Below are 13,218 nucleotides of genomic sequence, written 5' to 3'. Positions count from 1 at the left end.
TCACTTAAAAAAGTTTACTATTGACTGTGCTATCCACAATGCATCTGGTTGAGTATTTAATGACAAGATGCTTTGCTTTAATAATTCAGCTGAAATTATTTCTGAACGCAGTGTAATTAAATCATGGCAGTAATCAGTGCTAAATTCTGGATGTCCTTGAATACCGACAAAATGAGACCCCATTTGAAACATGCCATAAGGACAAAATGCACTTGACGCTAATATGTTTGCCGATGGTGGTAAACTGATCACTTGATCTTGATGACTCATGACTAACGATAATGTCGATATTCCATCTGCCGCGTCGGCCATCCAAGGCATCGTTTTCGATAACTGACTTGTCATCACCCCCAGTCCCCAACCTTTCTTTGAGCGCGCGACAGTGCCACCTAATGCCTTGGCTATCATTTGATGCCCAAAACAAATCCCGACACATTTTTTTTGACGCTCATTGAGTTGACGCACATAATCTTCTAAAGCATGGATCCAAGCTAGATCATCATTCACACAATCTCGACTGCCAGAAATAATATACCCATCACACTCATCAATATCCTGAGGAAAGTGACCATCCAACACACGATAAAAAACAAGTGTTACTCCCCCACTTGGCTCACAAGGCGCAAATAATGCTGAAAACATGTGTGGATAATCACCATACTTTACCTGCAATTGTTCCCGAACATCATCACACAGTAACAAACCAACTTTCATTTTCATCTCCTTAATGCCAAAAACATGCACCTTGAAGCGAGCCAGAGGTGTCCAGTGATTATATGGCTATAACCGACCTTCAACGGCATCAATAAATAAAGCCGTATACTGCTTAGCCGATAATAAAATCGGGTTTGTTGCCGCTGCACCATCACAAACAGCCATTTCACCAACCCGCTTTGCATCATCGATATCGATATCAATAAGCGCTAAGGTATGAGGAATATGAAGACGCCTCCTCATCGCTAAGATCCAAGCTAATACGCCATCAAAACTGGGATGTTCAAACTCTAAACAAGTGGCTAAATAAATTATTTTTCTTTCGATTGCAGATTGATTATGCTTTAGCACATAGGGCATCAAAATCGCATTTAACAATCCATGATGTTTATGATAAAGCGCCCCTAATGTGTGGGCTAACGCATGCATGGCGCCGAGACCTCGCTGAAAGGCTGTCGCCCCCATACTTGAAGCCACCAGCATCTGTGTTCTGGCTTCAATATTATCCCCGTTCTCAAATGCAATGGGTAAATAGGACTTAATTCGTTTTATTCCTTCGACCGCGATTCCTTCAGCCATAGGATGAAAATGGGGCGAGCAATAGGCTTCGAGTAAATGTGATAAGGCATCCATGCCTGTTGCCGCCGTGATATTTGGCGGTAATTGAAGCGTTAATAATGGATCAAGTAACACTTTGAGAGGCATCAATTTAGGATGAAATAAAATTCGCTTTTTAGGATACTGGCCTTGTAAATCGGTGATCACAGCCGCTCGTCCCACCTCAGAACCTGTCCCTGCAGTTGTCGGCACAGCAATAACAGGTAAAATCTTATCGGTATCAATACGCAGCCAGTTATCACCCACATCTTCCATATCCCACAAAGGTAAGGTTTGCCTCGCACTTAACGCAATCGCTTTCGCGGCATCTAAACTCGCCCCTCCCCCCAATGCAATAATACCATCACTTCCTGCTTTATTGACTTTTTCAGCCCCCAGAGCCACATCATCATCGGTCGGATCTGACGCTATTTGGGAAAAGACTTCACAGTGGATCTGGCGAGCTTGACATAAATCTTGTACTTGTCTCACCATAGGAAAAGTCGCAAGCTGGCTATCAGTCACCAATAAGGCTCTTGTGATATTCAAGGACTCGCAACATTGAGTAATCAAGGATAAACATCCCGCTCCCACTCGAATATCGGTAGGATAATGCCAATGAGCCTCAAGTGCCATTTAATCTCCTTGTGACATCCTATGCTGAACATAATACGACTTAGGCCGAGTCACAGACTCAAAACCGAATATCGACAAACTGCAGCCTCTTCCAGACAGCTTCACTCCGGTCCAAGCCAGTGCAGGATCAAGATAATCACAACGATTAAGGAAAAAAGTCCCCGTATTGACCCTATCCCCTAACTGAATACCCGTTTCAATATCTTGAGTAAAAATTGCCGCCGTCAGACCAAAATCACTGTCATTCATTAAGCCAATTGCTTCATCATCATCTTTAACTTTTTGTATGCCAATAACAGGACCAAAAGATTCTTCTGTCATCACTTTCATATGATGATTCACATTGGTTAATACCTGTGGTGCTAGATACGCTGAACCCACTTGGCTTAAGGGAAATAACTGCTCTTCTATGTGAGCTATCGCCCCTAATGCAATGGCCTCTTGTATTTGATCCCGTACTCGCTGCGAAGCACTCTCACTCACCATAGGACCTAAAGTTGTCGTCGCCTCATTTGGGGCACCCAGCTGATATTCCAACACCTTTTGCACAAATGCAGTCACAAATCCATCAAAAAGACTTTCATGGACATAAATACGTTCAATGGCGCAGCAGGATTGTCCTGAGTTAAAAAAAGCACCATCGACTAACACATCAACCACTTTACTAATAATAGCATCACTGCGTACATAAGCAGGATCTTTCCCACCCAGCTCAAGTCCAAGATGCATAAACCGTCCCGCTGTCGCTTGTTCTACTTTTTGACCACCCAATACCGACCCCGTAAACGCCACATGATGAATAGGTTCTTGAGCAATACAAGCCAAGGTATTTTCGTGACTCGTATGAAGACATTGTACGACCCCTTTTTCCACCCCCGCTGCTTCAAAGGCTTCAACCAAACGTTCAGCACATAGGGGCGTTTGAGGTGAATGCTTAATGATGGCACTATTACCCGCCAATAATGTGGTAAGCAAGCCATTGATCGCGGTCAAATAAGGGTAATTCCAGGGGGCAATTATTAGACTGACCCCCAAAGATTCTCGCTTAATATAGCGTGTCACTCCCGCTTTTTCGGCAATGGGAAGCGATGCTAATGCCTGCTCACAGACGTTCAATAAATACTGCGCCCGCTCGTCGACACCATTGAACTCCCATTCGCAATATCGAATGGGTCGACCCATCATCCAGCAGAGCTCGTTAGCCAAGTTTTTTTTCTGCGCTATCAAATAATCAATGGCGCGAACACATAACTGTTTCCTATCAATAAGTGGCAATGCAGCCCAAGCTAATTGCGCCTTATTGGCACAATTAACCATAGCATGTATATCAATGAGTGACGCAATAGGTCGAGTAACATAAACCTGTTGATTAATAGGTGAAATCGTTTCTTGCACGGATGTATTACAAGCATCATTATGGTGCGGCATAACGCATTCCTTGATTTCTTTATGACTCAAAAAATAGTGGTGAGTTAAATAATTTCAAAATAACGGATCATTTCCCAATCAGAAACATGCTTTCGATATTCTCGCTCTTCCCATTCACGGGTCGTCGCAAAGTGTTCCACAAAGGCCTCACCAAAAAACAATTTTGCCGCTGCAGATTGCCGTAAATTTTTAGCAGCATCCCACAAACTACAGGGCAAATTAAGCGCATCGGGTTGAGGCTGTTCATAAGCATTACCCTTAACCTGTGGATAGGGCTCTAATTGTTCCATAATGCCGTATAATCCACTGGCTAATGCTGCCGATAAAGCCAAATAAGGATTCGCATCTGCCGCGCCCAAACGATATTCAATCCGTTGACATTTTTGTGAGCCCTTAATCACTCTCAACGCCGTGGTTCTATTCTCAACCCCCCATGTGGCTTGCGTCGGCGCCCAAAAGCCAGGGATCATACGCGTATAACTGTTAACCGTTGGCGCAATCATCGCTAAGAATTCGGGCATCAGCCTTTGCTGACCCGCAAGAAAGTGTCGCTGAATTTGACTCATGTTGTGTTCTTGTTCTGGGTCGAAAAAAGCAGACGTACCATCTTGATGCTGCAGCGAAAGATGAATATGCCCACTTTGTCCTGGAAAATCCCTTGACCACTTCGCCATAAACGTGGCTATTAACTGTCTGCGCTGAGCAAGCACTTTAATAAAGGTTTTAAATAGCGCCGCTTTATCGGCTGCCGCTGACAATGCATCCACTGTGATCGCAGCTTCAATCACACCTGGGCCGGTTTCTGTGTGCAAACTTTCAATAGAGAAATCCATCTGCTCGCCCATGGCAAGGATATCGTGATACAGCTCTGCATGAACAGAATTACGGATCATCGAATACCCAAACCAATCTGGGGTCAAGGTATTTAAATCACGATAATTTTTTTGCCTTACCGACTCAGGAGTCTCGTTAAAGAGAAAGAATTCATATTCAAGCGCACCAAACACATTAAAGCCCATGTCACCGGCTTGTTTAATCACTCGAGATAAGGTTTGTCTTGGACAAACCATCGCCGCCTGTTCATCAAATTCAGCAATGAACAATAACATCCCTTCTTCACCATACACCTCACGGCAACTGGCCGGTAAAATACGCACGGGCGCATCAGGGTAACCGGTATGCCATCCTGTATATTGCGTTTTATCCAATAATTGATCTTTGATATCCCACCCCAGCACGACATCACAAAAAGCAAATCCTTTTTCTAAAGCTGAAAAAAATTTATCTTTTGCCATATATTTTCCACGCATCACGCCATCGATATCAAACAATCCAACTTTAACATGGCTTAAATGTCGCTCTTCAACAATGGCTTTTGCATCCACAATCGTTTTAACTTGCCTAGCATTTTTCATATCAACTCCCTTTCGATTGCTTTTTCTTATGACTTCCCTAAAACATCATCAAACAACTCTTCAGGTGCCGATGCCACTAAATGGTGGCGACTGTAAAAAATAAAATATAGCAACATCACTGAATAAAACACACCAGCCCAAAGTGCAGCTTGTAAACTGACAACAAAAGTTGACGCTAGCGCCACTAGAGATAAAACAAGCGTTAATGCCGATGTAAAACGCCCCCCAGGCGTTCGATAAGGGCGAGGGAGTTCAGGTTCTTTAGAACGTAATATGATATGAGACAAACTCATCATTGCGTATGAAAGTGTTGCACCGAAAACAGCCATAGTGATCATCAAATCACCTTGCCCTGTTAACGACAATAAAAAACCGAGAATACCTGGAATAATAAGCGCCCAAACAGGCACTTTCCGTTTACCTGATAGCGATAAAAAACGAGGTAAATACCCTGCACGAGATAGAGAAAAAAGTTGCCGAGAATAAGCGTAGATAATCGAGAAGAAACTAGCAATTAAGCCAAATAATCCAACGATATTAACAAATGTTACCATCCATGAATCACTACCATAAATAGCACTTAAGGCACCGACAAGTGGCGCACCATGGTTTTTTATTAAGTCAGCACCTGCACCGCCAGAGGCTAAAAATAAAATAGAAAAACCAAAGAAAGTCAATATTACCATTGAAACAATAATGCCTTTAGGAAGATCTTTGGCTGGGTTTTCAGCTTCTTCAGCAGCTAATGGCACACCTTCAACAGCTAAAAATAACCACATTGCAAAGGGCAAAGCAGCCCAAATCCCCACTAAACCTTCAGGCAAAAAAGCACTTGACCCCAGTGCTTGAGGATCCGGTGTAATATCAAATAATAATCTCCACTGAAAATGAGGCAGCATCGCTACAATAAAAACCAAAATAGCAATGACAGCGAGTAAAGTGATCCCCATCATGATCCGTAGTGCTTCACCCGCTCCCCATAAATGGATCCCCACAAAAATAAAATAAAAAATACCATAAACAATGGGGCCATCAATGCCTACTAATGTTTGTAGGTAACTGCCAATGAAAATGGCAATTGCTGCTGGAGCAATGGCGTATTCCAGTAAAATCGCTGTCCCCGTTAAAAAACCACCCCAAGGCCCCATGGCTCTTCGCGTAAAACTGTATCCACCACCAGCCGTCGGCAATGAAGATGACAGCTCAGCCAATGTAAGCACTAAACCTCCATACATTATCGCCATGATCACGGTCGCAATAAACATCCCCCCAAACCCTCCGGAGGCAAGGCCAAAATTCCACCCAGCAAAATCACCAGAAATCACATAAGACACTCCTAAACTGGCCAATAATACCCAGCCTGCGACGCCTCTTTTTAATTGTCGTCGAGATAAATATTGAGCCTCTGGTTTTGAAGAATCAATCTCACTCGATGTACTAGATAATCTACTGATAATAATGTCTTTATCGGCCATAATAGCCCCTTATCATTGCAATAAAGTCTATTGTCCCTAACCGCAAAATAAAGACGTTTCTTGTCACTATTTAGCCTTAAGCCACCCCTAAAAACAATTAGCCATTTGCTCTAAAAAGACACAATTGAAAATAAACACGTCATAAAACCAATCTCACTGACCTTACAGCCATAATAGAAGAAATCCCGAACATAGGGATAAAACCATCGCAATCGACAATACATTATTTCATGCTTTAGCATTGCTGAATATTTAACAATTAATCGTGACACTTTGCACAATATATAGCACTATAACCCTTATCGTTTTGTGACCATTTTTATAGAGTAAATAAGTGAAATATAGTCATAAATGCAAAAGTAAATTTATTAAGCTTGCTCTTTTGTTAGAGTGAATGTTGTGCGTGATAACAATAAATCAATATTGCTTATTCAAATCTGTCAATGCACCTACAATCAAGGTGTATTCGCTCACAATGATGAGTTAATATTAATCTAGGATTTGACATTTAAATTCTGCTTTTCAACATACAAAACCTAAATATGTGAAATATTCATTATTAATCAGTATTTTACATTGAAACAAATGTAGAACTTCGTTTAGCATTTTAACGGTTTGAATTTAAGTGCCCTGTCATCAATATGTACACGCTAGTGTTAGTCAACGTGAGAATGAAGATATGGACTCAAGAACCCCTAATTCAACAATCCCAAATATTGTGATCATTGGCGGTGGTGCGGGAGGATTAGAATTAGCAACCCAACTCGGCCATAAACTCGGTAAGAAAGGCAAAGCAACCATCACATTAATCGATAAAAATCGCACTCATATTTGGAAGCCTCTGCTCCATGAAGTGGCAACCGGTTCACTCGATCCTAACCTCGATGGTGTGGTTTATTCAGCCCATGCAGCAAAACATGGTTACCAATTTCAACTCGGTACATTTTGCCAATTAAACAGTGATGATAAAACAGTCACCTTAGCCCCAATTTTAAACGACCATAACGCCGCCATTCTTCCAGAACGTCATATTCAATATGACAAGCTTGTCATCGCTATTGGCAGTGTCAGCAATGACTTTAATACGCCAGGTGTAAAAGATCACTGTTATTTTCTAGACTCTCATCAGCAAGCCGACCGCTTTCATCATGCATTACTCGATAGCTTCACCCGCATTCACCAATCAGATAGTAATACGAGACTGGATATTGCTATTGTGGGTGCAGGTGCAACGGGCGTTGAACTCTCAGCTGAGCTATATCATGTCACTGAACTGCTTAAAAGCTATGGGTTAAGCAAAATGACAGCCGATAGGTTACATATTCATTTGATTGAAGCTGGCCCTCGTATATTACCTGCTCTTCCTGATCGCATTGCAGCATCTGCAAGGCGTGAGTTGGTCAAACTCGGTGTGAATGTCCTTGAAAATACCTGCGTCAGTGAAGCAACCGCGACAGGCTTTACCACAAAAGATGGCACCCACATTGAAGCGAACTTAATGCTGTGGGCTGCAGGTGTAAAAGCACCAGACTTTATTAAAGAAATTGATTTATTTGAATTAAACCGCGCCAATCAAATTATGGTAAAAGACACGTTAGTCAGTACCGTTAACGATGATATTTACGTTATTGGCGATTGTTGTGCTTGTAAGCAAGCCGATGGTAAATTCGTCCCTCCGCGCGCTCAATCTGCCCATCAAATGGCGGAATGTGTCGAAAAGAACCTAATTAATGAACTAAAAGGTAAACCACTAGAAAGCTATACCTATGTTGATTATGGCTCGTTAGTCAACTTATCAAAATTCAGTACGGTGGGCAGCTTAATGGGCAACCTCACCAAAAACACCATGTTTATTGAAGGAAAATTAGCGCGTCTTGTGTATATATCCCTCTATCGAATGCACCAAAGAGCTGTTCACGGCACAACCAAAACAGTTGCGCTGTGGTTAACAGAAAAACTTATGCGTGCTGTGAGACCGAGAATGAAATTACATTAACCTTAAATCGTTAACTTAATGCGTTAACTGCGTTTTCAATTGGGAAAACGCAGTTCTCATACTCGTTCGCCTATACACCATATGCCAGCATGGCGTTAGCCACTTTAATAAACCCCGCAATATTGGCACCATTAACATAATTAATATAATCGCCATCCTCATTATATTTCACACATTGTTGATGGATATCTTTCATAATATTCGCTAATCTAGCTTCTAAATCTTCAGCACTCCAAGACATCCTAACACTGTTTTGCGTCATCTCAAGCCCTGATAGTGCCACGCCTCCCGCATTAGCTGCCTTACCGGGTGCAAATAATAATTTCGCATGTTGCAATACTTTTATGGCCTCAATCGTCGTTGGCATATTGGCACCTTCAACAACAGCCATGCAACCATTTGACACTAATGTATGGGCATCTTGTTTATCTATTTCATTTTGTGTTGCACACGGAAAAGCCAAATCACAACGCACTCCCCAAGGTTTTTCATCAACAAAAAAATCACACTGGTATTTATCGGCATATTCTGAAATACGCCCTCTTTGAAACGTTTTAAGTTTTATCAAATAATCCAGTTTCTCAGCATTAATCCCCTGTTCATCATAAATAAAACCTGTCGAGTCTGAAAAGGTAACCACCTTGCCACCGAGTTGTATGATTTTCTCTGCACAATACAGTGCCACATTCCCCGAGCCTGATAACACACATGTTTTCCCTCGAATACTGTCACCTCGATGCGCCAGCATTTCTTCCATAAAAAACGCCGCGCCATACCCCGTCGCTTCGGTACGAATGAGACTGCCACCAAACTCCAATGCTTTTCCGGTTAATACCCCCGTAAATTCATGGCGCAATCGCTTATATTGGCCAAACATAAAACTTATCTCTCTTGCTCCAACCCCGATATCTCCTGCAGGAATATCAGTATCGGGTCCAATATGATGAGATAATTCTGTCATAAAACTTTGACAAAAACGCATCACTTCTCTATCGGACTTGCCTTTTGGATTAAAGTCCGCTCCGCCTTTCGCTGCCCCCATAGGCAAGGTTGTCAGACTATTTTTAAAGGTTTGTTCAAAGCCTAGAAACTTCAAGATACTAAGATTAACTGACGGATGAAATCGCAAACCCCCTTTATAAGGCCCAATCGAATTATTAAACTGGACACGATAGCCGCGATTTAACCTCAAGTTTCCAGCATCATCCTCCCAAATCACTTTAAAAATGATACTTCTATCCGGCTCTGTCATACGTTGTAAAATAGCCGCATGCTGGTAAACGGGATTATCTAAAATAAACGGCATCACTGATTCTGCCACCTCATATACTGCTTGATGAAATTCCAACTCACCTGGATTACGTTTTTTCAATCCATCCATAAAATGCGCTAAAGATAAGTCACTGTACATATCCCCTCCACCGATATCTGCTTGAAACAGCCGCCGCTAAATAGTGTATTAATAATAGAAGGAGAAAGAAAAAGCGGGGACAAAAAACCTAACAGCAGCTATAAGATTAATTTTACTTTATACCGCAAGATTAAAAACAAATATCATTCTCATTTGTGTTACGATCAATAAAGTATAGAGCAAGATCAATACCTTTCTTTGAAAATAAAAACCAACATCATGATATTAAACAATAAAAATACCATTTATTGCTGTTTATGTGCATTCATTTCTTTCTCGACATATGCCAACAATATGGCGCTCTTTGGTAGTATGAATACCAATATCACCGAAGCCAGTCAGGCTTTTGCAAGCCGCAGCAAAGAACAAGGGAGTTCAATTGAAAATACAACAAAATTAGGTCTTAGAGGAGAAGAAGCTATCACCGAAAATACGCATTTACTCTATAAAGTCAGCTTTAAAGTTTATAATGCCACACAATCGGGTGATACAACGCCAGTAAAAGCTAGCAGCACTTATTTAGGCATTCGCAATCCATTATTAGGTACTTTGCTTATTGGGCGTAACAATACCGTCTTTAAATCAACAGCAACAAATATGGATATTTTCAATAGTACCGATGCCAGTCTATCACACTTGGTCGCAGGTCAAACTCGAAGCCCTGATAGTATTAACTACTACTCTGCACTCATTGACTCAACATTTACTCTCAACAGCACCTATTTAATGGCAGCCAGCCAAGATACTCAATCACAATTGAATACGCACAATCGGTTTGCTTTTTCAGCCAACATAGGCGATCCACACTTACACTCTCATGCTTACTACTCTTCGCTTTCCTATAACCAAGGAATTAGTCATATTGATGCCATTCGTTGGATTGGCCAAATAAAATCGAAAAACCTAACGTTCAGCGAATTGGCCCAATATACCCAGAGTGAAATATGCACAGAGAAAAACATGGCAGGCAACAGTTATGTCATCAGCCTCAGTGACACATTAGGCAAGCTGCAATTCAATGCAGAATATGGTGAAGACACATCAGGACTTGGGGATTATTTTGAGCATGCCACTGGGGGAAGTGATACTGATAGAAGCACTTTTTCAAATATCCACGTTAATCAACTGACGTTAGGGGCACGATATCAGCTCTCCCCATCCACCGAGCTGTATTGCTTGGATGTGCTTTATCGAGGTCATTACCAAAATATAAATGATCAAGAAACCAATAAACTTGTCACCTTAACAAATGATAATATCGTCAGTATTGGCATTGACTATCATTTTTAATAAAAACCTGAATGTCTTTTGGAAATCAAAAGTACCTTTGCGTATTTACTCTATAATAAACATACGCCTTCAGAAAACGGATCCTTTAATGGCCCCACTCCCTGACACTCAGCCTTTTACACTAAGCGAATATCGTCAATCTCAGCGAATACAAATTATCACCCTCAACAGTGAAATAGTCACCAGCTTCATTGAACAAACCACAAAGTGGCCTGTTCAAGCCATAGAATACACCCCCTATATAAGATACTTAATCGCCGATACCCTCGATAATCTCTGTGACAATCAATTAGGTTATTGCTTAAAAAATATCATCACTTCACGTCATAAAGGCGCCTTTTTATTGCAGTTCGGATCACCAGACAATCTCTGTGATGATGACTGCATCAAACTGTCCACGGCTATTTCTCATTTGGTCGGACTGCCCAATTTCGATGCCATGTCAGGAAAATTTTACGCACGCTTTACCATTAATCATACCGATAATAGCGACAGCTATTTAAGAAAGGCCTATCACCCCTTAACCTTACATAATGATGGCACCTATACTGACGAAAAAACCGATTTTGTATTAATAATGAAAATGGCTGAACAACACGCCAAAGGTGGGCAATCCACATTACTGCACATTGATGACTGGCATGATTTAAAACATTTTTATCACCACAAAATCGCTAAAACACCACTCAAGTGGCAATCGCCTCCCAGTAAAGGTATTCCGGACAGTATTTTTCACCCTATTTTCATTGAAGAAGACAGGCAAGGTAAACCACAAATCGCCTTTATCGATCAATTTGTTCATCCTCAAAATAAAGAACAAGCCGTGTTTTTATATCAACTGCAAACCTCATTAGAACAAGACAAAAATAAGCTATCTTTTTCGCTTCCTGTTGGCAGCATATTGGTGATTAATAATCATTATTGGCTTCATGGTCGAGAAGCATTTACACCCAATCCTAAATTATCAAGGGAGCTACTGCGTCAACGAGGACATTTTTTTGATTAGCCACTATAAATAGATAATTTAACTTATTAAATCATCGCCCTTACCGATCCTTTTATCAAGCCCTCAATACACAATCCGCATCATAGGCTGAGAGAAATAAAAACTACTATATGGGTCAATGGACCCAACCACCAAAAGCGTTGTAAATGCGGGTCTAAATGCGCTTCTCTTAAACTCAAATGCAAAATTCATAAACCAATGGGCTTCATCACCATCATTAAAGCTTGCACTTTCACCAAAGACCGCTTGAGATTTAGGGATATTCCAACGCAACACGGTAACATTTATGAACGCATCATACTCAATCGTCATGTGATCAGCAAACACATTACCAATATGGGTAAAATGGGCATCCCCCACAGGCGTGGTGCCCACTTCTTCTTTAGTTTGTAAATAAATGTTGGTCGGTAATGAAATCACATCTGGTAACTCATCCGTGGGCTTATAGATCTGTGTCACTTCGCCATAAAGGGTCAACCTTCCTCGAAAAGGAATGCGTAATAATTCACTATCCCCACCGGGATCTTGAGGATCATGGGTCGTGTAGTCACAAACATTCGAATAACTATATAAACAAATGGTGATATAACCATCTGATGATCCATTACCGTGATTTGAGCGCCAATCTAATGGTGTTTCCATGGATAAATCATAATTATAATATGAAGGCCTAATGGAAGCACTTCCCAGCTCTTGAGGTATGTGACTGGGCAATATTTCTGCTAGAGTCTGACTGGCCGACTCTAGCAGAGAGAATAAATCAGCCTGAGCGTACTCCAAGAGGCTGTGTTGCTCTTTTAGCAGTCGTTCTAACCGCCTAACTTCATTGAGTGTCGCTTTTATTTCAGGTGCCGAGCTAGGCTCAGTGATGATGATGCTAGAATGGTTAACACTGCTCGCCATTATGTTAGCGGACAGCCCCATACACACCACAAGTAACATTAATACTAAATTGAATATCTTCATCATTGCCTTATTGGTATTATTCCATTAAAAATTTAAAGTAACGGCACAATTCCCTCAAACGATGCATTTACAATGCAATCTCCCGCTTAATTTATGATACTTTAAATCTTTTCAGGCCCCTTCTGTAAAAAGCAGCAGCAAACAAAAATAAACTTCCCCCCCAAATAGCGCCACCAGATGCCCCTTCATCGGTACTGTTCTCAGGTACTGGCTCTGGCTCTGGCTCTGGCTCTGGCTCTGGCTCTGGCTCTGGCTCTGGCTCTGGCTCTGGCTCTGGCTCTGGC

Annotated in this window: 11 protein-coding genes; 3 read left to right on the top strand and 8 right to left on the bottom strand. The window is 41.5% G+C overall.

What is annotated here, in order from left to right:
* From Q0976_RS19700 to eat, 5 genes are all read right to left on the bottom strand, one after another.
* Positions 1–714, bottom strand: coding sequence for a GMP synthase (locus Q0976_RS19700; RefSeq protein WP_299495607.1), 714 nt, complete (start codon positions 712–714; stop codon positions 1–3).
* 66 nt (positions 715–780) lie between these two features.
* Positions 781–1,947, bottom strand: a complete 1,167-nt coding sequence (locus tag Q0976_RS19695; RefSeq protein WP_299495606.1) for an iron-containing alcohol dehydrogenase — start codon at positions 1,945–1,947, stop codon at positions 781–783.
* Complete coding sequence (locus Q0976_RS19690) at positions 1,948–3,375, bottom strand: aldehyde dehydrogenase family protein (protein ID WP_299495604.1); 1,428 nt, start codon at positions 3,373–3,375, stop codon at positions 1,948–1,950.
* Between the two features lie 44 nt (positions 3,376–3,419).
* On the bottom strand, positions 3,420–4,790 hold the full coding sequence (locus Q0976_RS19685; protein ID WP_299495602.1) for a glutamine synthetase: 1,371 nt from the start codon (positions 4,788–4,790) through the stop codon (positions 3,420–3,422).
* A gap of 26 nt (positions 4,791–4,816) precedes the next feature.
* Entirely contained in the window at positions 4,817–6,265 is a 1,449-nt protein-coding gene (gene eat, locus Q0976_RS19680) for an ethanolamine permease (protein WP_299495600.1), read from the bottom strand.
* A gap of 679 nt (positions 6,266–6,944) precedes the next feature.
* Here eat and Q0976_RS19675 point away from each other — a divergent pair.
* The gene (locus Q0976_RS19675) at positions 6,945–8,261 is read left to right on the top strand and encodes an NAD(P)/FAD-dependent oxidoreductase (RefSeq protein WP_299495598.1); all 1,317 of its coding nucleotides are present in this window, start codon (positions 6,945–6,947) and stop codon (positions 8,259–8,261) included.
* 70 nt (positions 8,262–8,331) lie between these two features.
* On the opposite strand, the gene gdhA is transcribed toward Q0976_RS19675, so the two are convergent.
* Entirely contained in the window at positions 8,332–9,672 is a 1,341-nt protein-coding gene (gene gdhA / locus Q0976_RS19670) for an NADP-specific glutamate dehydrogenase (RefSeq protein WP_299495596.1), read from the bottom strand.
* Positions 9,673–9,891: 219 nt separating this feature from the next.
* On the opposite strand from gdhA, the gene Q0976_RS19665 reads away from it, so the two are divergent.
* Positions 9,892–10,962, top strand: coding sequence for a porin (locus Q0976_RS19665; RefSeq protein ID WP_299495595.1), 1,071 nt, complete (start codon positions 9,892–9,894; stop codon positions 10,960–10,962).
* A gap of 88 nt (positions 10,963–11,050) precedes the next feature.
* Positions 11,051–11,968 (top strand): glutarate dioxygenase GlaH, encoded by a 918-nt coding sequence (gene glaH, locus Q0976_RS19660; RefSeq protein ID WP_299495593.1) that lies wholly within the window; start codon positions 11,051–11,053, stop codon positions 11,966–11,968.
* A 63-nt stretch (positions 11,969–12,031) separates the two neighbouring features.
* Here the strand turns inward: glaH and Q0976_RS19655 are convergent, their stop codons facing one another.
* Both Q0976_RS19655 and Q0976_RS19650 read right to left on the bottom strand, forming a co-directional pair.
* On the bottom strand, positions 12,032–12,937 hold the full coding sequence (locus tag Q0976_RS19655) for a hypothetical protein (RefSeq protein ID WP_299495591.1): 906 nt from the start codon (positions 12,935–12,937) through the stop codon (positions 12,032–12,034).
* Between the two features lie 88 nt (positions 12,938–13,025).
* Positions 13,026–13,218 (bottom strand): hypothetical protein (locus tag Q0976_RS19650; protein WP_299495590.1); only part of this gene is annotated, 193 nt, incomplete at its 5' end.

The organism is uncultured Shewanella sp. (assembly GCF_947501665.1).
Classification (GTDB): domain Bacteria; phylum Pseudomonadota; class Gammaproteobacteria; order Enterobacterales; family Shewanellaceae; genus Shewanella.
This window is presented reverse-complemented; position numbering and strand designations above follow the sequence as displayed.